The organism is Flavobacterium sp. HSC-61S13, assembly GCF_024171535.1.
Taxonomy (GTDB): domain Bacteria; phylum Bacteroidota; class Bacteroidia; order Flavobacteriales; family Flavobacteriaceae; genus Flavobacterium.
Genome location: NZ_JALJZV010000013.1, coordinates 1 through 26,140, shown reverse-complemented (window position 1 = coordinate 26,140; position 26,140 = coordinate 1). Strand labels below are relative to the sequence as shown.

Annotated in this window: 23 protein-coding genes and 1 tRNA gene; 19 read left to right on the top strand and 5 right to left on the bottom strand. The window is 38.4% G+C overall.

The genetic code is table 11. From position 1 onward, the window contains the following. Positions 1 to 2: 2 nt before the first annotated feature. The 12 genes from L1275_RS12270 to aspS all read left to right on the top strand — a co-directional run bounded on the left by L1275_RS12270 (position 3) and on the right by aspS (position 13,921). Entirely contained in the window at positions 3 to 509 is a 507-nt protein-coding gene (locus tag L1275_RS12270; RefSeq protein ID WP_253473585.1) for an NADH-quinone oxidoreductase subunit J, read from the top strand. A 2-nt stretch (positions 510 to 511) separates the two neighbouring features. Further along, positions 512 to 832 carry an NADH-quinone oxidoreductase subunit NuoK gene (gene nuoK, locus L1275_RS12265; protein WP_219294875.1) on the top strand — a complete coding sequence of 107 codons (321 nt, stop codon included), beginning with the start codon at positions 512 to 514 and terminating at the stop codon, positions 830 to 832. Positions 833 to 838: 6 nt separating this feature from the next. Continuing rightward, positions 839 to 2,725, top strand: coding sequence for an NADH-quinone oxidoreductase subunit L (gene nuoL, locus L1275_RS12260; protein ID WP_253473582.1), 1,887 nt, complete (start codon positions 839 to 841; stop codon positions 2,723 to 2,725). Positions 2,726 to 2,734: 9 nt separating this feature from the next. Next, a complete protein-coding gene (locus L1275_RS12255; protein WP_253473579.1) occupies positions 2,735 to 4,168 on the top strand; it encodes a NuoM family protein in 1,434 nt (477 codons plus the stop codon). Between the two features lie 54 nt (positions 4,169 to 4,222). Beyond that, complete coding sequence (locus L1275_RS12250) at positions 4,223 to 5,605, top strand: NADH-quinone oxidoreductase subunit N (protein ID WP_253473576.1); 1,383 nt, start codon at positions 4,223 to 4,225, stop codon at positions 5,603 to 5,605. Positions 5,606 to 5,847: 242 nt separating this feature from the next. Then, on the top strand, positions 5,848 to 6,132 hold the full coding sequence (locus tag L1275_RS12245) for a hypothetical protein (RefSeq protein WP_253473573.1): 285 nt from the start codon (positions 5,848 to 5,850) through the stop codon (positions 6,130 to 6,132). Between the two features lie 60 nt (positions 6,133 to 6,192). Continuing rightward, on the top strand, positions 6,193 to 7,938 hold the full coding sequence (locus L1275_RS12240; RefSeq protein ID WP_253473571.1) for a hypothetical protein: 1,746 nt from the start codon (positions 6,193 to 6,195) through the stop codon (positions 7,936 to 7,938). A gap of 177 nt (positions 7,939 to 8,115) precedes the next feature. Next, positions 8,116 to 8,454 carry a helix-turn-helix domain-containing protein gene (locus L1275_RS12235; RefSeq protein ID WP_256499884.1) on the top strand — a complete coding sequence of 113 codons (339 nt, stop codon included), beginning with the start codon at positions 8,116 to 8,118 and terminating at the stop codon, positions 8,452 to 8,454. A gap of 205 nt (positions 8,455 to 8,659) precedes the next feature. After that, positions 8,660 to 9,472, top strand: coding sequence for a tetratricopeptide repeat protein (locus tag L1275_RS12230; protein ID WP_253473565.1), 813 nt, complete (start codon positions 8,660 to 8,662; stop codon positions 9,470 to 9,472). A gap of 135 nt (positions 9,473 to 9,607) precedes the next feature. Further along, complete coding sequence (locus L1275_RS12225) at positions 9,608 to 10,681, top strand: NADH:flavin oxidoreductase/NADH oxidase (protein WP_253473562.1); 1,074 nt, start codon at positions 9,608 to 9,610, stop codon at positions 10,679 to 10,681. A 103-nt stretch (positions 10,682 to 10,784) separates the two neighbouring features. Further along, a complete protein-coding gene (locus L1275_RS12220) occupies positions 10,785 to 11,948 on the top strand; it encodes an MFS transporter (RefSeq protein ID WP_253473559.1) in 1,164 nt (387 codons plus the stop codon). A gap of 224 nt (positions 11,949 to 12,172) precedes the next feature. Further along, positions 12,173 to 13,921: an aspartate--tRNA ligase gene (gene aspS / locus L1275_RS12215; protein ID WP_253473556.1), complete on the top strand. Its 1,749-nt coding sequence runs from the start codon at positions 12,173 to 12,175 to the stop codon at positions 13,919 to 13,921. Between the two features lie 86 nt (positions 13,922 to 14,007). On the opposite strand, the gene L1275_RS12210 is transcribed toward aspS, so the two are convergent. The 4 genes from L1275_RS12210 to L1275_RS12195 form a co-directional block, all read right to left on the bottom strand. Then, positions 14,008 to 14,556: a hypothetical protein gene (locus L1275_RS12210; protein ID WP_253473553.1), complete on the bottom strand. Its 549-nt coding sequence runs from the start codon at positions 14,554 to 14,556 to the stop codon at positions 14,008 to 14,010. A gap of 98 nt (positions 14,557 to 14,654) precedes the next feature. Further along, positions 14,655 to 15,221 carry an aminoacyl-tRNA hydrolase gene (pth, locus tag L1275_RS12205; protein ID WP_253473550.1) on the bottom strand — a complete coding sequence of 189 codons (567 nt, stop codon included), beginning with the start codon at positions 15,219 to 15,221 and terminating at the stop codon, positions 14,655 to 14,657. Between the two features lie 135 nt (positions 15,222 to 15,356). Then, a complete protein-coding gene (locus L1275_RS12200; RefSeq protein WP_253473547.1) occupies positions 15,357 to 15,968 on the bottom strand; it encodes a 50S ribosomal protein L25/general stress protein Ctc in 612 nt (203 codons plus the stop codon). Between the two features lie 26 nt (positions 15,969 to 15,994). Further along, on the bottom strand, positions 15,995 to 16,936 hold the full coding sequence (locus L1275_RS12195) for a ribose-phosphate pyrophosphokinase (RefSeq protein WP_219294889.1): 942 nt from the start codon (positions 16,934 to 16,936) through the stop codon (positions 15,995 to 15,997). Positions 16,937 to 17,093: 157 nt separating this feature from the next. Here L1275_RS12195 and L1275_RS12190 point away from each other — a divergent pair. Both L1275_RS12190 and L1275_RS12185 read left to right on the top strand, forming a co-directional pair. Then, positions 17,094 to 17,173: transfer RNA gene (locus tag L1275_RS12190), tRNA-Leu, on the top strand. A 369-nt stretch (positions 17,174 to 17,542) separates the two neighbouring features. Further along, a complete protein-coding gene (locus tag L1275_RS12185) occupies positions 17,543 to 18,091 on the top strand; it encodes a DUF4494 domain-containing protein (RefSeq protein WP_253473544.1) in 549 nt (182 codons plus the stop codon). Positions 18,092 to 18,205: 114 nt separating this feature from the next. Here L1275_RS12185 and L1275_RS12180 read toward each other — a convergent pair whose 3' ends face one another. Then, positions 18,206 to 19,627, bottom strand: a complete 1,422-nt coding sequence (locus L1275_RS12180) for a PLP-dependent aminotransferase family protein (RefSeq protein ID WP_253473542.1) — start codon at positions 19,625 to 19,627, stop codon at positions 18,206 to 18,208. Positions 19,628 to 19,728: 101 nt separating this feature from the next. Here L1275_RS12180 and L1275_RS12175 point away from each other — a divergent pair, with 101 nt between their 5' ends. The 5 genes from L1275_RS12175 to L1275_RS12155 all read left to right on the top strand — a co-directional run bounded on the left by L1275_RS12175 (position 19,729) and on the right by L1275_RS12155 (position 25,901). After that, the gene (locus tag L1275_RS12175) at positions 19,729 to 20,217 is read left to right on the top strand and encodes a cupin domain-containing protein (protein WP_253473539.1); all 489 of its coding nucleotides are present in this window, start codon (positions 19,729 to 19,731) and stop codon (positions 20,215 to 20,217) included. A 20-nt stretch (positions 20,218 to 20,237) separates the two neighbouring features. After that, positions 20,238 to 21,155 (top strand): dihydrodipicolinate synthase family protein, encoded by a 918-nt coding sequence (locus tag L1275_RS12170; RefSeq protein WP_253473536.1) that lies wholly within the window; start codon positions 20,238 to 20,240, stop codon positions 21,153 to 21,155. Between the two features lie 343 nt (positions 21,156 to 21,498). Further along, entirely contained in the window at positions 21,499 to 22,368 is an 870-nt protein-coding gene (locus tag L1275_RS12165; RefSeq protein ID WP_253473533.1) for a cupin-like domain-containing protein, read from the top strand. 8 nt (positions 22,369 to 22,376) lie between these two features. Next, positions 22,377 to 22,859 carry a regulatory protein RecX gene (locus L1275_RS12160; RefSeq protein ID WP_253473530.1) on the top strand — a complete coding sequence of 161 codons (483 nt, stop codon included), beginning with the start codon at positions 22,377 to 22,379 and terminating at the stop codon, positions 22,857 to 22,859. A gap of 144 nt (positions 22,860 to 23,003) precedes the next feature. Then, complete coding sequence (locus tag L1275_RS12155; RefSeq protein ID WP_253473527.1) at positions 23,004 to 25,901, top strand: gliding motility-associated C-terminal domain-containing protein; 2,898 nt, start codon at positions 23,004 to 23,006, stop codon at positions 25,899 to 25,901. Positions 25,902 to 26,140: the final 239 nt, after the last annotated feature.

Below are 26,140 nucleotides of genomic sequence, written 5' to 3'. Positions count from 1 at the left end.
TTATGATAGAAATTCTATTTTATATTCTTTCGACCCTAACCATCGGAAGTGCAGCTTTAACCATCTTGAGTAAAAACCCAATCCACAGCGCTATTTGGTTAGTGGTAAGTTTTTTCTCTATAGCTGGTCATTATATTTTATTAAATGCTCAGTTTTTGGGTATGGTACACATTATGGTTTATTCAGGTGCTATCATGATCTTGATGTTGTTTACCATCATGTTAATGAACCTCAACATCAGTACGGAAATTCAAAAACCAATCGTCGTAAAATTAACCGCTACCGTAGCATTCTGCTTAATCGGTTTGGTGTTTGTTGCGGCTATAATGAAAGCCAATCCAATTGTTGAAACCTATCAAAACTCCGGTGACGACTTTCAATCGATTAAAGTTTTGGGACAAGTACTACTTAATGAATATGTAGTTCCATTTGAAATGGCAGCAGTCTTGTTGTTATTATCAATGATTGGGGCTGTATTAATTTCTAAAAAAGATAATAAAACCACTTAATTATGGAAAGAGTTTTAGAAATAATCGGAATTGAATCGTATATCTACTTATCAGTTATACTGTTTTGCGTAGGCGTATTTGGAATCTTATATAGAAGAAATGCCATAGTCATGTTTATGTCTATAGAAATCATGTTGAACTCTGCCAATTTATTATTGGTTGCCTTTTCAACCTTACATCAAGATGCCTCGGGGCAGGTTTTTGTATTTTTCACTATGGCTGTAGCGGCGGCGGAAGTTGCTGTAGGTTTAGCCATTTTGGTATCGATATACAGAAATATCGGATCTATCGACATTGACAATTTAAAAAACTTAAAAGGATAATCCCGAATGGATACAAACGTAATTTTACTCTTATTAATAGTCCCTTTACTGGGGTTTCTAACGACCTTTTTCTTCGGAAAAAAATTAGGTAGTGCTTCGGGAATTATAGGAACGGCTTCGGTATTCGTTTCCTTTATCATCAGTGTGATGTTGTTTTTTCAAATCAACCAAACACAGCAAGCAATACAAATTCATTTATTTGACTGGATGGCCTTAGAGAAATTCTCTATTTCCTTTGGTTTTTTAATCGATCAATTGTCTATTTTATGGCTGTTATTCGTAACGGGAATCGGTACTTTGATTCACCTATACTCTACAAGCTATATGAAGGGAGACGAGAACTTCCATAAGTTTTTCGCTTATCTAAACCTATTTATCTTCTTTATGATTCTGTTGGTCATGGGAAGCAACTTATTAATCATGTTTATTGGATGGGAAGGTGTTGGACTTTGTTCTTACCTACTAATCGGGTTTTGGCATAAAAACCAATCGTATAACGACGCTGCAAAAAAAGCTTTTATCATGAACCGTATTGGGGATTTGGGCTTTTTGATCGGAGTTTTTATCTTAGGTTATTTGTTCCAAACTTTGGATTATATGACCATTAAAGAAGCTTTGGTTAACGGAACTACACATCACGTAAACACTTGGATCGGCTATGCTACCTTGGCTCTATTTATTGGAGCTGCAGGTAAAAGTGCGCAGATTCCACTATACACTTGGTTGCCAGACGCGATGGCCGGACCAACTCCAGTATCCGCATTAATTCACGCGGCTACCATGGTTACCGCAGGTATCTTTATGATTACCCGTTTAAACTTCTTATTCGACTTAGCTCCTCAAGTTCAAAACATCATCGCCATCGTTGGTGCTTGTACCGCTATTTTTGCCGCTTCAATTGGTTTGGTTCAAAACGACATAAAAAAGGTATTGGCCTATTCTACCGTTTCTCAATTGGGATTGATGTTTATGGCTATCGGTTTTGGTGCTTATGAAATTGCTGTATTCCACGTAATTACGCATGCTTTCTTTAAAGCTTGTTTGTTCTTGGGCTCTGGTTCGGTTATTCATGCTATGGGTGGCGAACAGGATATGAGACAAATGGGTGGTTTAAGAAAATATATGAAAGTAACTTATATCACTTTCTTATTGGCTACTTTGGCTATTTCAGGTATACCTCCATTTGCAGGTTTCTTCTCTAAAGACGAAATTTTAATGGTGGCTTTTCATGAAAACATCATCCTTTGGGTATTAGGAGCTGTTGCCTCTATATTCACTGCATTTTATATGTTCCGCTTGTTGTACCTTACTTTCTTTAAAGATTTTAGAGGAACAGCAGCGCAAAAAGATCACTTACACGAAAGTCCTTCTTCGATGACGATTCCGCTTATTGTATTGGGAGTATTGTCTGTAGTTGGGGGTGCGATCAGTTTACCTGGAAACAGTTGGTTAAACGGGTTCTTAGCTCCAGTGATTAAAAACAATGCAGCGGCACATCCTCACGTAATGGGAATGACCGAATATATCTTAATGGCTTTAGCGATCATCGGTGCTTTAATCGGATTGGGTATTGCTTACAACAAGTATATCAAAAAATCAGAAGTGCCCGTTGCCGATGAGCAAATCAGCGGTTTCCACAAAACACTTTACAACAAGTATTATATCGATGAAATCTATATGAAAGTGATTGTTGCCCCTATTTACGGTTTGGCGACTTTCTTTAAAGATTTTGTTGAAGTGGGTATTTCACAAACGGTATTTGGCTTAGCTAAAATTGCAGACGGACTATCCCTACAAGGAAAAAGAGCGCAAAACGGAAATATTGGCTTATATTTATTTGCCTTTGTATTCGGGATTTGTTTCTTATTTTACTATTTATTCATTGCAAGTTAATTTATAAAAATGAACGTAACGATACTATTAATCACTTTACTAGTTGGCGCATTGGCAACTTATCTCTCCGGTAACAAAATGGCTCCGAAAGTAGCACTTCTTGTTGGAGTTATCGCTTTTGCAGAAACTTTACTATTGATCAATCAACACCTTCAAGGGGTTGATGCTGGATATGTAGTGCAATGGATGAATAAACCCAACATCTTCTTTGCTTTAAAAGCAGATGGATTGGCTTTGGCTTTGGTTTTACTAACGACGCTATTGACGCCACTTATTGTTCTTTCTTCATTTGGTACTGCTATTGAAAAATCAAAATCGTTTTACGGTTTGGTTGTTTTTATGTCCTTTGCCATGACCGGAACATTCTTGGCTTCCGATGGTTTCTTATATTATATCTTCTGGGAATTGGCCTTGATTCCGATCTATTTCATCGCCTTACTTTGGGGTAATGATACTTTTGAAGAACGCAAAAAAGCTATACTTAAGTTTTTCATCTATACCTTTGCAGGTTCGATATTTATGTTGGTAGCTTTTATCTACTTATACCAAAAAGCCGGCAGTTTCTTATTACAAGATTTATATAATGTATCGCTTACTGCCAACGAACAGTATTGGATTTTCTTAGCCTTCTTCTTGGCTTACGCCATCAAGATTCCTATTTTTCCTTTCCATACTTGGCAGGCATCTACTTATGAAAAAGCTCCTACTGTAGGAACCATGCTTTTGTCGGGTATTATGCTAAAAATGGGATTGTATTCGATTATACGTTGGCAAATTCCAATCGCTCCACAAGCGGCTAAAGATTTGATGAGTACCATCATCGTCTTGAGTTTGATCGGTGTGGTTTACGGTGCTATCGTAGCCTTAAGACAATCGAACATCAAACGTTTCTTTGCTTACTCTTCGTTATCCCACGTTGGTTTAATCGCTGCGGGAACTTATACACTGACACTAGACGGTTTGCGCGGTGCCGTTTACCAAATGTTGGCTCACGGATTTGTTATAGTAGGTTTGTTCTTTATTGCAGAAATCATATACAGAAGATACCAAACTAGAAATATAGGTGAGTTGGGCGGTATTCGTCAGCAAGCAATTGTTTTATCATCACTGTTTATGATTTTGATGTTTGCATCTGTGGGTCTACCGGGAACTTTTAGTTTTGTAGGTGAATTCTCTTTGTTATTCGGTCTATCTCAAATCAATATTTGGTATGCGGTAATCGGAGGTAGTAGTATCATTTTTGGTGCTTTTTATATGTTGAGAATGTTCCAAAAAGTGATGTTGGGTGAAACCAACAGCAAACCTTTTGCAGATCTAAACTTTAATGAAGGATTTGTATTGGTAATCTTAGCAGGAGTAGTGTTGTTCTTGGGTATATATCCAAAACCAATCACTGATTTAATCACGCCGAGTTTGATAGAAATCGTATCACAAATTAAGTAACAGTATAATGGAACTCGGATAAAATCCGAATATCATAAATCCTAAATAACACCAATGAACACAATAATAGCGATTGCAGCATTAGCGGTTTTAGTACTGGTAGTAGAGATTGTTAATTTGAGAAAATTAATAGTCCCTATGACCGTCATCGGGCTTTTAGCCATACTGGGTATCACGCTAAATAACCTAAACGTCACCGAATCTTTTTACAACAACATGATTGTTGTAGATTCATTTTCGGTAGCTTTTTCTAGTTTGTTTATTGTACTAACCACCTTTTTGGTTGCCTTAAGTACGGATTTCTACGAAAATGAAGACGCCTTAAAGATTTCCGATTATGTATCCCTAAAACTATTCCTGCTCTTAGGCGCTGTTTCTATGGTGAGTTTTGGTAATATGGCCATGTTTTTCTTGGGATTAGAAATTCTATCAATAACCTTATACATTCTAGCTGGTAGTAACAGAACCCACATCAAGAGCAATGAAGCGGGTATGAAATACTTTCTTTTGGGCTCGTTTGCCTCAGGGGTAATTCTATTCGGTATCGCATTGATTTACGGTGCAACTGGTTCTTTTGATCTACACGAAATATTCCGCATTATTGCGACAGGAGCTATTCCTGCATGGTATAAAATTGGCGTACTGATGATGATCATCGGAATGTTGTTTAAAATTGCTGCCGTTCCTTTCCACTTCTGGGCTCCAGACGTGTATCAAGGCGCTCCAAGCTTAACGACAGCGATGATGAGTACTTTGGCTAAAGTAGTAGCTGTTGCCACCTTATACAAGCTAAGCGTAAGCCTTACGGTTACGATGCCTAGCAATTATATGACTGCCATAGTTGTTATCGCCATACTGACCATGACCGTTGGTAATATCATGGCGCTACGTCAAGATAACATCAAACGCTTATTGGCGTATTCAGGTATTTCACATGCTGGTTTTATGATGATGGCTTTGGTAAACCTGGGCAACTCTGCTCCGAGTTTATTCTACTATGCAGTAGCGTATGCTATCGCGGGTATTGCTGCATTTTCCGTAGTCATTTTGGTTACCAAAAACAAAGACGAAGAATTGTTGTCGTTGTTTAAAGGATTGGGTAAAACCAACCCACTATTGGCTGGTATTTTAACTGCCTCACTACTTTCTATGGGAGGTATTCCAATCTTTGCCGGTTTCTTTGGTAAATTCTTCTTGTTCTCTCAAGCGCTTGAAAACAACCAATTGACCTTAGTGATTTTTGGAGCGATCAACTCTTTCATCAGTATCTATTACTACTTTAAAGTAATCGCAGTACTTTACTCTAAAAACGAGGAAACCGAACAAACAGAACCGATCAAAGTTCCAATGGCTTATTACGCCGTCGGAATTATATCCATAACTATCAATATCGTTATAGGAATTTATCCTTCGATTATTTTAGATATGATAAAATAAACAAAAACAGATTAACAACTGAAAAGGACCGTTTCGAAAGAGACGGTCTTTTTTTTTCTAAATTTTGTACCTCAGCTACTTATTCAAAAAACGACTTAAATTATCTAATTATTAGATAACAATCAACTACGCCACTTCCTATTTTTATAATATAGACTCATAACCGATAATTTAAAGGATTGTAACCTTAAATTATATATATTATGAAAACAAGAATGACCGTTGTTTTAACAACACTTTTGATGAGCCTGACATTGTTTGCAAGCGAAACAACAAGAATATATAAGGCTCAAGAAACGCTAATCTCTCCACCAAAAATGACAGACTGTCCCAATCGAGACCGGAGCGATTGTACGGACTTTACTATTCCAAAGGAACCTCAATTAGCCGTAGGGTCCATCGTACAAATAACGACACCCAGGAATTCCGAAACATACGTTTTACAAGTATCTGCCATTAAAGGACCATTTGATAAAGATGGAAACATACAAGGTGCTGATATTGAATTCATAAGAGTTAAACAATAATCTAAAAAAGCAGAACTACAAGCTATTCAGCTATACTTTAATCAATTAACAAAACACTTGATGATACGAATACTTCTCTTTGTAGTCTTCTTGTTAATTCACAAATCGCTTGCAGCCCAAGATCATATTATTCAGGTTGCTCCTCGCTGTGGACAAGAAAGCCATATCAAACAACTCTTCTCCTCATTGGATTTAAAGCAAAAAGAGGTCTATGTCTTACACTTTCGTCCCAGTGCGTGCCCGCGATGTGAAACTGCTATTTGGGCAACCACTACCCTACTCAAACAACAAAACAAAGAGATAATACTCGTAGTCGATGGAGACAACCATGAAAAGAGTATTGAATATATCAACCAAATCAAGGGAATCACAATCAGCGATTATACCCACATTATATACGATACCGACGGCTTTTATCACACAATCATCGACTACAAAGCTTCCTTTGAACTCGCTTATCCGCAATTGTATAAAATCGATCTTGCGAAAGGCACCTTTTATAGTATCAACACCCTTGCCGGAACTGCTATCACCTCCGAATGGATACAATCTATTATTGATAATAAGGACGAACACGCTTGCAAAGAAGTGGATCAGATAAAAAAAACAGATACTACCACAACCAATACGTTTTGGGATGACCAATGGCTTTTAAGCGCTGAAAAAATTGTCAGTCCACGCCATGTCAATGCCAATACTAAGCTGATTTATTTTACAGACGCAACGACGAATCACGTGCTGATTTATGATCGTCAGGGACTATTAATCCAGCAATATTATCCCGAAGAAGAAGAACTTTTTATCGATGTGGACGCAGATAACGAATATCGAAAAAAAATACAGCGCGACTTTATAGATACGGGTATTGCTAAAGTAATCTACTTAGATGCCTATGTAGACGAAAGCGGGAATACGCGTATACCAGCATCCATTCCCGATATCTGGTATGAGGGCAAAGCATCGTTTTATGCCAATGCACCCCTATTCATCGAAAAAAAACTTGGTACCAATAGCCCTTCAGACCTTATTCGTTTTGAGTCCAAAGTAGACTTTAAAGATACACTACAACCCCTTTCACCGTTTTTTGTTTCTCACAGTTTTTATAAACCGTTTTTTAAAAACTATTTTGCTTTCCCACTGTATAAGGGTTGGCCAACCCGAGGCTATGAACTCGATCAAAGTGATTTTGACAACAATCCCTTTGACCCCAAATTCTATCGAGATGCTCAAGTCCTACGCGTATATAAAAACAACGAGGAATACACCGATATTGGCAGTTTACCCATCGCCCTCAAAAAAAATAAATTGGGTTACTACTTTAAAATTTCCCTTTACTCCGCTTCAACGGACAAACTATACGTCTTAGACAAATATTTAGGAGAGGTACAGATTTTTGACAAAAATACAATAGAAAACAAAGAAAAAAACTTCACAATTGTCCAGCTTTTTCCAGAGAAACTGACACAAATCGATGATTATGAGCCCCAATTAAATGCTGAAGACCCCAAGATAAACCAACTCACAGCATACAATCCCATCATAACAGCAAGCGCTATATGGGATGCTAAAATTGATGCCAATCAACAGCTTTGTGTATTGATTGCCGACTACACCAATAATCAATTGATCTTCCAGCAATACGACCCCGCTATGACACAGCTTCTGTTAGAAAAACGATTCTCTCTCGAAAACTTCGATATATTAGAGTCCATGACTATCCAATTTAATCAACAGCAAATCGCCGAGCGAATCGTCGGACTTGAGAAAATTGAAGGTCGGTTTTACCTGAAGTTTAAAGACCTCTAAGATTGTGAATTACCAGAACAACTCTAGTTGACCACACAAGGATTTATACTACACAGAAATTTAACACATAAAAACCCACTCAAAAATTGGAAAATCACCGCTCATTAACTATATTAACTCCTTGATTATAAACACTTCTATCAAGCACTTAAGTATCATCCAAAAAAATATTTACTTATGAACAAGCTGATAGGTCAAAAATTAAAGGCCTTACGTATGAGGCGATGCCTAACACAGGAAGTTGTCGCTGATATGTTGCACATATCACAATCAACCTATGCCCGTATAGAAAATGGCAGAAGCAATTCTTGGGTCAACCACATCACAAGTTTTTGTAAAATCTATCAAATACAACCCCAAGACTTATTGCGGTTTTCAGACGAACTGCCTTCTTATCATAGAGACCACAAAGCTATTGACAAGGTGCTGCATGCTTTAATTCAAAACCTCGAAAATCAAATAAAGGAAAAAGACGAGCTTATCTCTTACCTCAAAGAACAACTTACAAAGTCTTAGCCCAGTAGCTGCAATACCACTTTAACTGCATAATTCGAACACAAAAGATCTTCAATCGTAGATTTATCGCATAAAACGATAATAGTAAGATTCCTTTTTACACCGGTTCAAATTGTACTTATGTAAGTGAAACCACTTTTATTCATTCTTACACAAATCATCTTATATCTTTATATTAGCATTTCTGACAAAAAACAAATTGATAATGCTAAAAACGATTTTATATACCCTACTACTATCCTTAACCCTCTACGGTTGTAGTCATACAAAAGATCAATTCCGAGACTTTACGGCAAACACCGCCAAACAAGACTCTCTTATAACTGTATATGCAACGAATTGCGCTCATAATTATAACTATAATACTCACATGAACGAGTGGCAAAACTGCCTAGATGAGGGTTTAAAACAAGACAGTACTATAGCTTATTTATGGCAACAAAAAGCTATGCCCTATTTTAAAGCGAGAAAGTATGAGGTAGGAATGGCCTATTTAGACCAAGCAGTTTTGTATAATCCCAAACGATACCAACCCTATAGAGCCTTTATAAAATGTGTATTTCTCAAAACCTACCAAGATGCCATAGCCGATTTTACTGACTGTAAGGAAAAATGGGGTGATAACTTTGAAATGGATCATACCTACTCTTTTTATATTGGATTATCACAATTGCAATTGAATCAGTTCGACATGGCTGTAAGCAGTTTTAACGAAGCGATTCGTACTCAATCCAAATTCTTTAAGGATACCCACCATATCGATTTATTTTATTTAGGGATAACCAAAATGGAACAACTAAAATACGATGAAGCCATAACCCTATTTGATCAAGCATTGATACAATATCCAGAATTTTCCGAGGCGATGTACTATAAAGCCCTGATTCTGCAAAAACAAGGAAAGTCTCCCGACACCTATCTCACCCTGTACGAAGTGGCATTAAAATGGCATAAAAAAGGCTATACCATCAATGAAGCCAATGCCGTTTATGAGCTTTATCCCTACCAATTGAATTAAAAACACAAAGAACTTGGTCGCAAACCCAAAAACTTTTAAGTAACTAAGTTTCGTATTATTTAAATTATGAATCCTTTTTACCTTTTCAAAAAAATAGCATGTACCTTTGTAATCTAATTTTGGAGCATCTTATTTATGAGCACACCCTTAGTATTCAAACCTTTAAGTCTTAAAAATCTAGAACTTAAAAACCGATTTGTTGTCAGTCCGATGTGTCAGTATTCCTCTGAAGACGGTTTTGCTACTTCTTGGCACTTGGTTCACACCGGACAATTTGCAATTGGACAAGCAGCAGCTATCATACAGGAAGCAGCAGCTATAACGGCTGATGGCCGTATTTCTTATGGTGATTTGGGAATTTGGAAAGACGATCATATTTCAAAATTAGCGGAAATTACCGCCTTTGTCAAATCGCAAGGCAGTATACCGGGTATTCAATTGTCACATGCTGGACGAAAAGCTAGTAGTGATAAACCGTGGTTGGGTCGCGAACAAATAGCCCCGGATCACGAAAACGGATGGCAAACCCGTGGGGTATCGGAAATTCCGTTTCGAGAATCCGAACATCCTCCTCTACCTTTGAGTGTAACCGAAATCAAAGCTTTGGTAGTTTCATTTCAAAAAGCAGCAAACAGAGCGATACGAGCAGGTTATCAAATTATAGAGTTGCACGCAGCACACGGTTATTTGATTCACCAATTTTTTTCACCACTCATCAACAATAGAACGGACGAATACGGAGGCAGTTTTGAAAATAGAATTCGTTTTTTATTAGAAATCATTGACGCCGTAAAACCGAAAATGACCGACGAAACCTCCTTATGGGTTCGCATTTCTGCAACGGATTGGGCTGAAGGTGGTTGGGATTTAGAATCGTCGATTCGATTAGCTCGTACCTTAAAAGAACGCGGTGTTGAAGTAATTGACGTATCTACTGGCGGAGGGGTTGCGCATCAGAAGATAACGACCGGTCCAAACTATCAAGTGCCCTTTGCCGCAGCCATCAAGGAACAAACGGAAATGACTACGGGTTGCGTTGGTCTAATAGCCGAGGCACAACAAGCCGAAGACATACTCCAAAGTAACCAAGCCGATTTGATTTTCATTGCTAGAGCTTTTTTAAGAGATCCGCATTTTGTCTTAAATGCCGCCAAAACTTTGAATTATGCCATCGAATGGCCAAAACCATACGAACGCGCTCAACTCTAATAGTACTACTTATTGCACAAAAATAATTCCGCTTCTCTATAAACGATGAAGCTTTTAAACTTTATGGTGATTACCATAAACCCAAAACAACCACTTCTACACTATGAATAAAAGCTTAGTTGCCCTAGCCATAGGCGGACTCGCCATTGGAATGACCGAATTTACGATGATGGGAATTTTACCCGATATCGCCAAAGACATTCAAATCGACATTCCGACTGCAGGACACTTTATATCGACTTACGCCCTAGGTGTAGTCATCGGTGCGCCCTTATTGGTCCTACTTTCCAGTAAATATCCTCCCAAAAACGTTTTGATGTTTTTGATGTTGATCTTCTTTGTATTTAATGCTTTTTTTGTAATCGCACCGGAATACAATAGCTTACTGATTACGCGTTTTATGTCGGGATTACCACACGGAGCATTTTTTGGAGTCGGTTCTGTTGTCGCCAGCCAACTCGCCCAAAAGGGCAAGGAAGCTCAAGCGATCTCCATTATGTTTACCGGACTTACGGTGGCCAATTTACTTGGTGTCCCGATTGGAACTTATATCGGACATCACTTCCATTGGAGATACACCTATGCGATCATCAGTTTGATGGGATTGATCACCTTACTGGCCTTGTATTTTTGGGTTCCTAAAATCGCACCTCAAGAAAATACCAATATCAAAAGTCAATTGTCTTTCTTTAAAACCTGGCAAGCCTGGTTACTCGTAGCTTTAATCTCCATCGGTACCGGAGGTTTGTTTGCCTGGATGAGTTATATTGCGCCGTTGATGACCAATGTAGCCAAAATTGAAGGTGGAAAGATTCCCTTTATCATGATATTAGTAGGATTGGGTATGGTATTGGGTAATTTGATCGGAGGAAAAGTAGCCGATACCTTTTCTCCGACCAAAGCGGCAATTTATTCCTTTTCAGCTATGACCATCTGTTTGATTATCGTTTACTTTACGGTTCACATTGAATTTATGGCGTATCTGATGTCGTTTGTCACCGGACTAGTAGCTTTTACGATAGGTTCGCCGCTACAGATGATTTTAATCAATTCTGCCAAGGGTTCAGAGATGTTAGCTGCATCGGCAGGACAAGCGAGTTTTAACGTCGGAAATGCCTTGGGTGCTTATTTAGGCGGTTTACCAATCGCTATGGGATTCGGATATAACTCCCCAGAATTAGTTGGTGCCGGTATGGCTGCTTGTGGTGCTTTGATGGCATTTGCCCTTTTGCTTACCCAACGCAGCGCCAAAGCAAAAATAGCCTAAAAAGTCCTTTAAAAAGGAGTTGAAAGTTCATCGATTGCAATAGGGATAGGAATGGCATCCTTTGGTGGAGCGCGCGAAACCAAAGATAGAATGGATAGCCCGGACCGAAGGTATTGCCCAAAAAAACATAGAAATAGCAGAAAAAAACAAATGTTGTGGAACTATTTGTCTAAACTTTATTTGTATTCGCTATAAGTTATTAAATTTGTCTAAAAATAATAAGAATGTATAGAACTCATAATTGTGGAGCTTTAAGAGCTGCCGATATCAATCAAGAAGTCACCTTATCGGGTTGGGTTGCCAAAAACCGTGATAAAGGGTTTATGATTTGGGTCGATTTGCGCGACCGTTACGGAATTACGCAATTGATTTTTGATGCCGATCGCACGGAGCAAGCGGTTTTTAAAATGGCTCAGTCCTTGGGTCGTGAATTTGTGATTCAGGTAACGGGAAAAGTTATTGAGCGCGAAGCAAAAAACAACCACATCCCAACGGGAGATATTGAGCTTTTAGTTACATCACTTACGATATTAAACGAGTCCAAAACGCCGCCGTTTACCATTGAAGACGAAACGGATGGTGGAGAAGATATTCGTATGAAATACCGTTACTTAGACATCCGTAGAAATCCGGTTAGAAACAACTTATTGTTTCGTCATAAGGTAGCACAAGAGGTTAGAAATTATTTATCGGCACAAGATTTTTGTGAGGTAGAAACGCCTTATTTGATCAAATCCACTCCAGAAGGAGCTCGTGACTTTGTGGTTCCATCTCGTATGAACCCAGGTCAATTTTACGCTTTGCCACAATCACCACAAACCTTTAAACAGTTGTTGATGGTGGGTGGTATGGATCGTTATTTCCAAATCGTTAAGTGTTTTAGAGATGAGGATTTACGCGCGGACAGACAACCAGAATTTACACAAATCGACTGTGAAATGGCGTTCGTAAACCAAGAAGATGTAATGAACACCTTTGAAGGCATGACCAAACACCTATTGAAATCGATTCACAATATAGATGCTGCAGATTTTCCGAGAATGACTTATGACGAAGCCATGAGAAAATACGGAAACGACAAACCGGACATCCGTTTCGGTATGGAATTTGCAGAATTAAATACAGTAACACAGCATAAAGAATTTGCGGTATTCAACTCGGCAGAATTGGTGGTTGGTATTGCAGTACCTGGAGCGGCTAGCTACTCCAGAAAAGAAATCGATGCTTTAATCGAATGGGTAAAACGCCCTCAGGTTGGAGCAACTGGGATGGTTTATTGTAAGGTTGAAGCAGACGGAACATACAAATCTTCTGTAGATAAATTCTATGACCAAGACGATTTAAAAGCTTGGGCTACTGCAACCGGAGCTCAATCGGGCGATATGATTATGGTACTTTCGGGACCGGCTAATAAAACTCGTGCTCAATTGAGCGCTTTGAGAATGGAATTGGCTACGCGTTTGGGATTGAGAAAATCGGATGTATTTGCACCGTTGTGGGTCGTGGATTTCCCGTTGTTTGAATACGATGAAGAAAGTCAACGTTTCCACGCTATGCACCATCCATTTACCTCTCCGAAACCAGAAGATATCGCGCTTTTAGCAACAGATCCAGGTAAGGTTCGTGCCAATGCCTATGATATGGTATTAAACGGAAATGAAATCGGTGGTGGATCGATTCGTATTCACGATAAAGCCACGCAGGAATTGATGTTTAAATATCTTGGATTTACTCCAGAACAAGCAGAAGAACAATTTGGCTTCTTGATGAATGCCTTCCAATATGGCGCTCCCCCACACGGTGGATTGGCTTTTGGATTGGATCGTTTGGTAGCGATTTTAGGAGGTCAAGAAACCATCCGCGATTTTATCGCCTTCCCTAAGAACAATTCGGGAAGAGACGTGATGATCGACGCTCCTGCTGCAATTGACGCACAGCAATTGACCGAATTAAGTCTTGTTTTAAAAGCGTAATTCTCAATAATAATACAGATTAAAAAAGGGGAAATTAAAAGTATTTAGCTTTTAATTTCCCCTTTTTATATTGACATACCTGAGTATTATTCGACTGTAAACGAAACGGTATTGATTAATTGTGGCACCTCAAGTACTTTAAAAGTCAAAGCTGCTTTTATCTTTTTATCTGTTCTTCTCAAATCCAATTTACCCTGTTTTACTTGAAAGTATCCCGCTTGGCCTTTACAATAGCAAAAACGCCCGAAAAGCATTTTTACATCTTGAAGCACGCGGTTTTCTAAAATCAATCGTTGGGATTCAGAAGGAATTTCAAAGATGATCTCCTCTCTGTAAAAACCATCTAGCAATACGTCGTCTGTTGCCTTTTCATAGGTATAAATGACAACTTCTGTACCGGCATTTTCAACCAATTCATAATACATTCCACCAGCAACACCTCCGTCGACATCCTTTTTAACTACCAAAGACACATTTGGTATTCTACTGACCTTACAATCCCCTTCTATTGGACAATAGGAAGTGATTTTAAACTTATTTGAAGCTGCTTCGGCTTGGTCTTCTTTTAAAGTCCGTTTCACTGTTGTGCAAGAGATCAACAACATTACCAAGGGCACTATAAGTATTTTTTTCATATAAGAAATAGATTTATTTTTCAACCAAACACGTTATTTACTGAGATTATTCGCATTAGTCAACACAACAGTAACGGCGCGATCCGGTTTATATTTTATTATTTACCATTAAATTCATTCATCGTATTGTTTAATCCGGCTAAGGCAAACGACTTCACAGCCTCACAAGCTGTTTTTAAACGCTCTGGCAGCACTTTCTTTTCCTCTTCATCCCAATTGCCCAAAACATAATCAACCTGCTGTCCTTTCTTAAATTCATCACTGATTCCAAAACGAAAACGCGAGTAATTCGCAGATTCTAAGGTAGCCTGTATACTCTTTAGTCCATTATGTCCTCCATCGGATCCCTTTGCTTTGATACGCAAGGCACCAAAAGGTAAATTCAAATCATCGGTAATCACCAATAAATTTTCGACAGGGATGTTTTCTTTCTCCATCCAATAAGCGACTGCTTTACCACTGAGATTCATATAAGTGTTGGGCTTTAACAACAAAAGCGTTCTACCTTTAATCTTGACTTCAGCAAGAGCGCCAAGTTTTACGGTTTCAAATGAAACGCCTGCTTCTTGTGCTATAAAATCAACTACTTTAAAACCAATATTGTGTCTGGTATTCACATATTCCGGCCCGATATTGCCCAGACCTACGATAAGGAACTTCTTCATTTTACTTTGAATTACAAATAGGACAATTTTCCAATGTCTACAAAAATAGACGAAACCGATTTACACCACAAGGAATTACATCAAAAAAAAAGCACCAGTAAAACTGGTGCTTGATCAAAAATTCTACGAATAGAATTATTTTTTTCCTTTTGCAGGTGTTTTTGCTGCTTTTGCTGCTTCTTGAGCTGCTTTCATTGCTGCACGAGAAATTCTCACCTGAGCTACTACAGTATTATCTGTATGCAAAACTTTATAGTTGCTTGTAACTAAATCCGTTACATACAATTTGTTACCCATTTCTAAGTTAGTGATTTCTGCTTCAACAAAATCAGGAAGATTTGCAGGCAAAGCTCTAACTTTAAGTTTACGCAAGTTAAGGTTAAGAACCCCACCAGCCATAACACCTCTAGAATTACCTAAAAGTTTTACTGGAACTTCCATAGTAATTTCTTTGTCTTCATGCAATTGGTAGAAATCCATATGTAGGATGCTTCCGCTTACTGGGTGAAATTGGATGTCTTGAAGAATTGCGTTGAAAGATTTACCACCTTCCAATTCAATAACAACTGTGTGTACGTTTGGAGTGTAAACCAAGCCTTTGAATGCTTTTTCTTCTGCTGTAAAATGAACTGCTTCTTGAACTCCTCCGTATAACACGCAAGGAACCAATCCAGCATTACGTACCGCTTTCGTTGCCGATTTACCTACGCTTTCTCTTTCTGATCCTTTAATTGTAATTGATTTCATTGAACTATATTTAATTATTAATATTCCTAAACGATAAATTTGCCGCTAATCGATTTATTGTTTTGTACCATTTGCATAACATCTGCAAACAAAGGTGCACAATCAATAACTCTAATTTTTGGACTTTGTTTTTTCAATGGGATAGAGTTGGTTACTATCAATTCCTCCAATTGAGAATTTTCTATTTTTTCGTACGCTCCACCTGATAAAATAGCATGTGTACAAATGGCTCTAACACTTAAAGCTCCTTTTTCCATCATCATCTCTGCTGCCTTAGCCAAAGTACCGCCTGTGTCAATCATATCATCGACTAAAATCACATTTCGCCCTTTAACCTCGCCAATCAATTCCATCGTATCTATGACGTTGGCCACTTTTCTTTGTTTGTAACAAATAACTACATCTGAATTTAAAAACTTCGAATACGCATAAGCTCTTTTGGAACCTCCCATATCTGGAGAAGCGATCGTCAAATTCTCTAAATTCAAACTCTTCACATAAGGAAGGAAAATAGTCGATGCAAACAAATGATCTACCGGTTTCTCAAAGAATCCTTGGATTTGATCAGCATGCAAGTCCATAGTCATAATACGGGTTGCTCCTGCGGACTCCAATAATTTTGCTACCAATTTTGCCCCAATCGGCACTCTAGGTTTGTCTTTTCGGTCTTGTCTAGCCCATCCAAAATAAGGAATTACTGCTGTTATATGTCTTGCTGAAGCTCTTTTAGCCGCATCAATCATCAAAAGCAATTCCATCAGATTATCTGAAGTTGGAAAAGTAGAGCAAACCAAAAAAACGCGCATTCCTCTAATCGATTCTTCAAAGGAAGGTTGAAATTCCCCATCACTATAATGTGATAAAGTAACCTTACCTAATGCTACTCCGTAATGTTCTGCAATCTTCTCAGCAAGATGTACACTTTGTGAACATGCAAAAATTTTTGCATCCGGTTCGAGGTGTGTCATTTAATTTGTTGTTTTGTAGTTAGTTAGTTTGTCGTGTCCCTTTTGTACTGGTGCAAATTTATAAATTATATTTTAGAAAGTGATTTTTTTTACATTTTTTATTTGTTTTAAAAAATATTTGTCTAAATTTGCAATCTCAATACAGAGAAACACTGAGGCCCGGATGGCGGAATTGGTAGACGCGCACGACTCAAACTCGTGTTCCTTGGAGTGTGGGTTCGATTCCCACTCCGGGTACTAGACAGGAAAATAGATATGCAAATATCGATTTTCCTGTTTTTTTTTAGCACAACTTCCTCTTTGTCAAAATCATTTCAAACAACAAATCCACATCGCTATATCAACCGACTATAGGTTTCTCGTAAATCCGACTTAGGCTTACGTTATTTTATCATTATTCCAATAGTAAAGCGACCGCATTGACCATAATGATCCGTTGAGTTTTAAGATGTAGACCACAGTATCATTACAGATCAACAAGGCATTCGTCAATAGAAAAACGAGACCATTTTGAAAATCGCCTTTAAAATTGTGGATATCTATATTGGAAAACCGCCTAATCTCTTCCCTTTTAAAACTATCTTTGGCGTCTTAAAAAAAATAGAGATGAGCGCAACATGGTATGAATGCAAAGTAAAATACAGGAAATTAGATGATACGGGCAAACAAAAAGTGGTCACTGAACCGTATTTAGTAGATGCTTTATCCTATACTGAAGCTGAAAAAAGAATTAATGAAGAAATGACAGCCTATATTAGTGAGGAATTTAAAATCACAGCCATTAATATAGCCAATTATGCAGAAATACATCCCTTTGAAAATGCTGATCGCTGGTTTAAATCCAAAGTTTCCCTATTGGCCTACGACGAAGAGAGCGGTAAAGAACGCAAAACGACCTTATCCCTACTAGTACAAGCCAACGATGTAAAAGAAGCATACGACAATACGATCGTAGTGATGAAAAACACCATGGGTGAATACAACATACCCGCGGTATCTGAATCACCGATTATGGATGTATTCCCCTATTTTAGCGGAGAAGAAGGCGATGTTGAAAAATTAGAAAGATTCAATACCCTAAAAAACTCTAAACCCGAAACAGAGCAATGGGCCGAAAACGAGGAAGCCGCTCGCGCAGATGCTTTAGAGGTTTAAAATCGATATAAAATCTGAATTAAATAAGTCACTCCTATCGAGTGGCTTATTTTTTTTAACTACGACGTTTACCGCCGCTACTCTCACAACTCAAGCACAAAATAACATATAACCTCATGACAGTACCTCCGCAAGCCGTAATACACCCAATTCAAGTTGTTCTTCTGTCAAAGAGCCGTAACTCAATCGCAGTCCTTTTACCGGTCGATCAAAACTATAGGCGTCGGGTAAAATAATCTTAACGGACTTCGATCGCAACTGCTTATCAACAACCGCCCAATTTACTTCCCGTTTCGGAACGATCCAAAATGCCATACCCCCCTCTGGAATCAGATAATCGACTTTTTCTGTCAAGTATTTCTCCAGCAAGCCGTTGGTAAAATTTCGTTTGTCTTTATAATAAGCTTGCGCCTTTTTTAAATGCCGCTTTATCGTACCATCTTCAATCAACTGCAAAACGGCCTGCTCCATAATACTATCCCCTTGAACATCAATAATTTTTCGCAACGCACCTATTTTTTCGATTAACGACACATTTTTAGTAACTAAATAGCCTATACGCAAAGCTGGAGCAACGACCTTACTCATCGTTCCTATATATACGTAATTTTCCAACTCCCTATAGCTAGACAAAGGCAGTATCGGTCGATATCCAAAATGAAACTCATTGTCATAATCGTCTTCAATTATCGTGAAACCATACATATTGGACAACCGAATCAACTCTAAACGACGTTGTAAACTCAAAGGCACCGTAGTCGGATATTGATGATGAGGCGTGATATAAATAGCTTTGATGGTATCATAGATTTCCAAGTAGCGCACAACGTCTTCTATCAACAAACCATCCTGATCTATACGCAACGGCAATAGTGTCGCTCCAGCACTCTCAAAAGCTTTCCAAGCCGGCTTATATCCCGGATCCTCTATCATCACATAATCATTTGACCCCAAAAGGCATTGAGCGGTCAGATACATCGCCATTTGACTACCGCGTGTCACACACATTTCCTGCTCGTCGACCTGCATGCCGCGTTGATGGTTTAACATATTCGCTATAGCCTTTCGAAATGACTCATCACCAAATTCATTTGCATACCCCATCATCTGCCACTTACTCTTTCGATTAAATATTTGTCGATACGCTCGAGCCAAAGCAGCTACAGGTGCTATTTGACTGTCTGGATGCCCATCATCAAAAGAAACCTGATAATGTTCTCTCTCGATTATTGGTACTTTTACACCAGTCAATCCAATTGATTGTTTGCTTAAAACCGGCAAAACATCGCTGACAAAGCTGCCTTTTCGCTCTTTGGTAACCAACCATCCTTCGTTGATTAAAACATGTAAAGCCTCTACAACGGTATTTCTATTAACTCCTAAATACTCAGCCATACTTCTACTTCCAGGCAAAACACTTCCTGTAGCTAATCGTCCAATTTGTATGTCAGCAATAATTGCATCGGCAATCTGCATATAAATCGCTTTATCCGAATGCTTATCTATTCTAATCTCTAATTTCCACGGTCTCAACATCTGGACTAGCTGTTTTTATAAAATCTGTATCAGTTTACTGGTCCTAAGTTACGCTATTTTTGTCTTGCAATAATGCACCAAACACTAAATACATTTATATTATGAAAACACTAAAAGAAAAAAAAGTGGATCAAAAAGAGACCACTACATTCAGCTCCAAAGATTTTCATCAAACTTTTGCTAGACCGGTTTTTGTAAAACCCACACATTTAATCCATAAAAATGTCGAGGATGCAGGCGTACACAATCAATTCTCAACAGAGCGCAAGCATCCGGTATTTTTTGTCGATCTACCCAGCAAAAACGTTAGCATGACCATTGGGGGCTTACTACCAGGCCAGCTGACCAATCGCCACAGACATACCTACGAAACGGTTCTTTATGTCATTGAAGGCAAAGGCTGGACCGAGGTCGAAGATCAACGCATTGAATGGGAAGCTGGCGACGCGGTATATATACCGTCATGGGCATGGCATAGACATCAAAATATGAGCGACAGTGAGCCTGCCAAGTACGTCGCTTGTGAAAATGCACCACAATTGCAAAATCTTGGTGTAGCACTTCGAGAAGAAGAAGGTAGAGATCTATAAATCCAAATCATTTTCCAAATATGAAACATACTCCTCTAAAAGGAGTGATTGCTTACCCAATTACTCCTTTTGATACAGAAGAAAGAGTCAACATTAAACTCTTTAAAACCTTGGTTGAACGCTTGGTTGAAAGTGGAACTCACGCCATTGCACCACTGGGAAGCACTGGAGTTTTACCTTATCTATCAGATGAAGAAAAGGAATCGATTACCGAAGCCACCATCGATCAGGTTGCCGATAGAGTACCTACTTTGGTTGGGGTTTCTAACCTGACCACTGAAAAAACCATCTATCATGCGCAATTTGCCGAAAAAGCAGGAGCAACAGCGGTAATGATTATCCCTATGAGCTATTGGAAGTTAACCGATGATGAAATATTTGATCATTATGATCGCGTTGCATCCAAAATTTCAATCCCGATTATGGCCTACAACAATCCCGCGACGAGTGGAATTGATATGTCACCTGCCTTACTTCAGCGTTTACTCAGAATTCCAAATGTCACCATGATCAAAGAAAGCACTGGCGATATCCAAAGGATGCATTTCCTTAGAAAGACACTAGGCGAAGAAGTAGCCTTTTACAACGGATCAAACCCCTTAGCCCTCGCCGCCTTTGCAGCAGGTGCACAAGGATGGTGTACTGCTGCGCCCAATTTAATACCAGACTTGAACATAGCACTTTATGAGGCGATTCAAAACAATGAATTAAGCAAAGCACAACAACTGTTTTACAAACAATTTGATCTTTTAAAATTCATAGTAGACAAAGGTTTACCAAGGGCAATTAAGACAGGCCTAAATATCTTAGGACAACAAGGAGGAGAACTAAGAACACCTTTGCAGCAACTTGGTCCGCAAGACACCCATGAACTAAAAAAATTACTTTCAGAAATATACGAGAACGAGCCAAGCAAAGTTCAGCACATGCGTCATTAATTCTCCATGTAAATTTTATAGTGTAAAACCCTGTTGAACACCATCTAAAGACTGGTGATGATAGCCCGAGATTAGAAATCTTGGGCTATCTTTTTTATGTCACATTAACTTGTCAATACAAAATCCAAACAACCTAAGAAAAAAACATTAAGATTCCCGATCCTTATCCAAAAAAAAACACACAATCCGATGAACTAAAAATCTCCTTTTTAAACAACAAAAGAAAATATATGATCAATTCATTATTTTTAAGTAAATTTATTACAAGGTTTTATAAATAGTACTGATTATTCTACCTCTATTTTAAGCTTTATAACAATCGAACCCTCAATTTTTTGTTTATATGGATGCTTTAAAACTAAAACCGATTGATCGTGTTTCCACAATTTCGAAAGAAGATTTTATTGAAAATTATTTAAAAAAGCAAAAACCCTTAGTCATAGAAAAACTAACTGAAGATTGGTCTGCTAATGAAAAGTGGCACCTAAATTATATAAAGAGTATCGCTGGAGAAAAAACAGTCCCTTTGTATGACGATAGACCCGTCACCCACAAGGACGGGTTCAATGAAGCTCATGCTCAAATGAAAATGTCTGACTACATCGATTTATTGCAACAAAAACCGACCAACTACCGAATCTTTCTTTATAATTTAATGAAGGAAGTTCCCTCCCTCCAAAATGATTTCCGCTGGCCACAATTAGGCCTTAAATTAGTCAAACAATTACCGATGTTATTTTTTGGAGGTGAGAATTCAAAAGTCTTTATGCATTATGATATTGATCTTTCTAATATATTACACTTTCACTTTCACGGTAAAAAACAGTGTATGCTTTTCGATCCCGACCAAACTCCTTACCTTTACAAAATACCGCACTCTCTAATAGTTCGAGAAGACATTGATTTTGATCACCCCAATTTTGAACAATGGCCGGCCCTTAGAAATGCACAGGGATATATTACCGAATTAAATCACGGCGAAATGCTTTATATGCCCGAGGGCTATTGGCACTATATGAAATATATAACGCCTGGTTTTTCAATGAGCTTACGCTCTTTACCCAGAAAACCAACGCATATCATTAAAGCGGTTTACAATATCTTTATCATGCGTCATTATGACAATTGTATGAGACGACTGAGAGGCCAAAAATGGATTGATTATAAAAACAAAAAGGCCGTAATAGACATTAAAAATAGACAACAAAAATAATAAGTCATTTGAAAAACACATCAAAATTATTTATTTCTACGGAAGACGCTAAAAAAAAACTTGAATATTATTGCAGTTATCAAGAGCGTTGCCATTCAGAAGTCATTAATAAACTCGATAATTTAGGTATATCCCCACATCATCGAGATGAGATTGTCGTACATCTGATCCAAGAAAATTATCTCAACGAAGAACGTTTTGCATGTAGTTTTGCAAGAGGCAAACATCGTATGAGTTTTTGGGGAAAAAATCGAATTCTCTCCGAATTAAAATTCCGGGGAATTTCGTCCTATAACATTAAAAAAGCCATGCAGGAGCTTCCCGATGAATTGTATTTATCCACATTCGAAAGAATCAGCGTGTCAAAATGGGAATCTACAACAGACTCCAACCTGATGAGTAAGAAAAAAAAGGTAATGGATTTCCTCTTTCGCAAAGGTTATGAATCAGAATTGATTTACCAACAAATACAAGATCTCAGCTCTAATTAAAACAGTGTCACTTCAATTTAAAATACTAAAAACGTTTAATAACTAAGAAAAACAATGTTAAATATGTTATTTTAGAATAATAATTTTTTATTTCTGCGTTTTATAAGGATATCTAATATTTTCTATATCCTTAAAAACCGTATTATGAAACAACTATACTTCTTAAAAATCTTATTGATACTATGTCTTTTCTTCAGTCAACAGACTGCATTTTCACAGTATTCAGTAGCACACCACATAGCCCCTTCTCCCTGGCAGTATTGGAGCACAGCCAATGAAATTGTACTTTCAACATTATCGCCAAGCCCAGTCACTGTAAAACTATATAAGAGCGATAAAACCTCATTAACTACACTTACCGTCACTGCGAATAATCCGATATCCCATCGCTTTGCAGGGTCTGGTAGCGCACTACCACGCAACCTAACGAACACGACGTATAGCGATCGCGGACTTATTGTTGAAGCTACAGCGCCAGTTTTGGTTAACCTCAGAAATATCGCTTCCGATGCCAATGGACTAGACAATACCACCATCAAAGGAAATGCTTCTTTGGTCAGTTTTGGAAATGAAGGTATGGGATTAGAATTCCGTTTGGGATATTACCGAACAAACTTTACCGGTTTATACTTGCAAAACCCCGTATATTCCGTAATGGCCATTGAAGACAATACAACCGTCCATTTGAACGGATCACAACTCACTGTATTAAATGCCGGACAAAGTATGCTATTTAATGCTCCAACAGGATCTTTATTAGTCGCTAATAAACCGGTTGTTTCTAATGTTGGGAGTTATGGAGACACACCACAAGCTTGTGGTGGAAACGGGGAAGATGGCACGGTCGACCAAGTCGCTCCAGTTACAGCACTAGGCCAGCAATATCTGGTTGTACGCGGCAATGGAGCCACTGGAACGGGACCGACCCATCCAGAACAAAGCACTTTTATCGCGGCACAAGATAGTACTGTGGTTACCGTAAAAAACTACAGTCCACTAGGAGTGCTAATCAATCAAAACAATTATAACTTGATTACAGCGGGTAGCTTTGCTTCAATACATCACGGCGACGCTACCAATATGTTATCTTCTTCACTTATAACGTCAAACAAGCCCATAGTTGTATATTCTGGAACAGCTGTAGCTTGTGAAACCGACATATCCACCGTATTACCCATAGGTGGTTGCGCGGGAGCCACCAATATTCAAACTACCAAATTCATTGACTACTTTAATAACAACTTACCCTATTTCGGATATACCATCGTTGAAAATGCCACAACACCAGTATTCATTAACGGTCAAGATCTCGAGACCGTTACTGGAAACAGTAGAATCCCCATTGGCAATACCGGATTTTACATGTTGAACTTTACCAATTTAAGCCTTAATTCTCCTCAAAACATTCTACTAACTTCAACCGCTCGAATGACTACTTGTTTGATTCAACAAGGTGATGGCTATTCTATGTCAGGATTCTTCTCCTCTCATGGCGACAGCCCAGAACCGCCAACTAAAATAGACAACCAAAATCCCTGTTCAGCGACATTACAGACTACATCGGGCTTATCTCCATATCAATGGTATCGAGACGGGCAACCCATAGCAGGAGCAAATAACGACAGCTATGAAGCCTTATTATCGGGGAACTACACAGTAAAGGGAACAAGAGATTGCGGGGAAACCAATTTCTCATCACCATTGTATGTCGAAATCCCTCCTTGTAGTGATCTCGCGATCACAAAAGAAATCGATAAAATAGAGAATGGCGTTGTTACCTTTATCATTACCGCCATCAACCACAGTACTCAACACGACGATACCAATGTTATTATCAACGAGTTTCTACCCTCGGGATATACCTTTGTAAACGCCACTGCAACCCTAGGTACATTTAATCCCGTAACAAGTCAATGGAACATCCCCTTACTAGCTAAGAACTCTACTGCACGCCTAACTATCCATGCAAGCATACTACCGGAAGGTGAATACCTCAATGTTGTTAATATAACAGGAGATAATATTGACCCAGATTTAGACAACAACACTGCACAGATTCGAATCGCTCTTGGTGATCTACAAGTTACAAAAACAGCTTTCGAACACACCTTTATCGACATTGGCGATCAAATACAATACGAAATCCGTATTCGCAATAAAGGAAACGGTATTCTAAGAAATATCCAGATACTCGACGACAATGCAGATCCAGGTAGTATTGTACCAGCAGTTGTAGACGTCTTAGCACCAAGAGAAGAAGTTGTTATCAGCGCCCAACATACCGTCACCTTTGATGATTATATTTCAGGGCAGGTCGTAAACCAAGCGACAGTCCATGCGGATACTCACAGCGGAAACATTGTACAAGTATCTGACGACCCCTCTACAGCGGAAAAAGACGATCCCACCATCGTAAAAATAAAACGTTTGGCAGATCTCAATGCTGAAAAGACCAATAACCAGATCTATTATACCCCTGGAACGCAAACCGAATACACCATAATCGTGATTAATAAAGGTCCAACCACTGCCCTAAATGTAAAAATAACAGATCCACTTCCCCGTGAAATTGAAGTCATGCACTGGAGTAGCGACCGAGGACACGAAGGAACTGGACCAGTAAACATTATTCTGCCTTACTTACGAGTATCCGAAACCATAACTATTAAAGCTAAAATAGACATCCCTGCAGAGAGAAAAGGCAATTTGACCAACATAGTTCATGTAACTAGCGACGTACATGACCCGAATCCGATCTGTCTGGAATGCATCGATAATGATATGCAAAGAATCTATATACCAAAAGGAATTTCTCCTAATGGCGACAACGTCAATGATTTTCTAGACTTACAACACTTCAATATTGCTGAGATAAAAATTTACAACCGTTATGGAACCTTAGTATATTCTAAGAAGAATTACAAACAAGAGTGGTACGGACAGTCCAACAGCGGCACAGCCTTACCTTCGTCCACATATTTCTATTCCCTGCTTGTCGATAATGGTGATAAAATTACTGGATGGATCTACGTAATTAGATAAATATCGTTGTTCGTGAGTCGTTGTTCGAAAATCGGGATTCTTTAATCATGTCACCCCTACGGGGTTTTACGAAAACGATATATCATCTACAATTATATCACCCCTATAGGGTTATACGATAACAATAAATCATTGTCTACAATTATGTCACCCCTACGGGGTTTTACGAAAACGATATATCATCTACAATTATATCACCCCTATAGGGTTATACGATAACAATAAATCATTGTCTACAA

Coding starts and splice junctions, on each gene's coding strand:
- L1275_RS12270 (WP_253473585.1), top strand. CDS start 3: ATGATAGAAATTCTATTTTATATTCTTTCGACCCTAACCATCGGAAGT.
- nuoK (WP_219294875.1), top strand. CDS start 512: ATGGAAAGAGTTTTAGAAATAATCGGAATTGAATCGTATATCTACTTA.
- nuoL (WP_253473582.1), top strand. CDS start 839: ATGGATACAAACGTAATTTTACTCTTATTAATAGTCCCTTTACTGGGG.
- L1275_RS12255 (WP_253473579.1), top strand. CDS start 2,735: ATGAACGTAACGATACTATTAATCACTTTACTAGTTGGCGCATTGGCA.
- L1275_RS12250 (WP_253473576.1), top strand. CDS start 4,223: ATGAACACAATAATAGCGATTGCAGCATTAGCGGTTTTAGTACTGGTA.
- L1275_RS12245 (WP_253473573.1), top strand. CDS start 5,848: ATGAGCCTGACATTGTTTGCAAGCGAAACAACAAGAATATATAAGGCT.
- L1275_RS12240 (WP_253473571.1), top strand. CDS start 6,193: ATGATACGAATACTTCTCTTTGTAGTCTTCTTGTTAATTCACAAATCG.
- L1275_RS12235 (WP_256499884.1), top strand. CDS start 8,116: ATGAACAAGCTGATAGGTCAAAAATTAAAGGCCTTACGTATGAGGCGA.
- L1275_RS12230 (WP_253473565.1), top strand. CDS start 8,660: ATGCTAAAAACGATTTTATATACCCTACTACTATCCTTAACCCTCTAC.
- L1275_RS12225 (WP_253473562.1), top strand. CDS start 9,608: ATGAGCACACCCTTAGTATTCAAACCTTTAAGTCTTAAAAATCTAGAA.
- L1275_RS12220 (WP_253473559.1), top strand. CDS start 10,785: ATGAATAAAAGCTTAGTTGCCCTAGCCATAGGCGGACTCGCCATTGGA.
- aspS (WP_253473556.1), top strand. CDS start 12,173: ATGTATAGAACTCATAATTGTGGAGCTTTAAGAGCTGCCGATATCAAT.
- L1275_RS12210 (WP_253473553.1), bottom strand. CDS start 14,556: ATGAAAAAAATACTTATAGTGCCCTTGGTAATGTTGTTGATCTCTTGC.
- pth (WP_253473550.1), bottom strand. CDS start 15,221: ATGAAGAAGTTCCTTATCGTAGGTCTGGGCAATATCGGGCCGGAATAT.
- L1275_RS12200 (WP_253473547.1), bottom strand. CDS start 15,968: ATGAAATCAATTACAATTAAAGGATCAGAAAGAGAAAGCGTAGGTAAA.
- L1275_RS12195 (WP_219294889.1), bottom strand. CDS start 16,936: ATGACACACCTCGAACCGGATGCAAAAATTTTTGCATGTTCACAAAGT.
- L1275_RS12185 (WP_253473544.1), top strand. CDS start 17,543: ATGAGCGCAACATGGTATGAATGCAAAGTAAAATACAGGAAATTAGAT.
- L1275_RS12180 (WP_253473542.1), bottom strand. CDS start 19,627: ATGTTGAGACCGTGGAAATTAGAGATTAGAATAGATAAGCATTCGGAT.
- L1275_RS12175 (WP_253473539.1), top strand. CDS start 19,729: ATGAAAACACTAAAAGAAAAAAAAGTGGATCAAAAAGAGACCACTACA.
- L1275_RS12170 (WP_253473536.1), top strand. CDS start 20,238: ATGAAACATACTCCTCTAAAAGGAGTGATTGCTTACCCAATTACTCCT.
- L1275_RS12165 (WP_253473533.1), top strand. CDS start 21,499: ATGGATGCTTTAAAACTAAAACCGATTGATCGTGTTTCCACAATTTCG.
- L1275_RS12155 (WP_253473527.1), top strand. CDS start 23,004: ATGAAACAACTATACTTCTTAAAAATCTTATTGATACTATGTCTTTTC.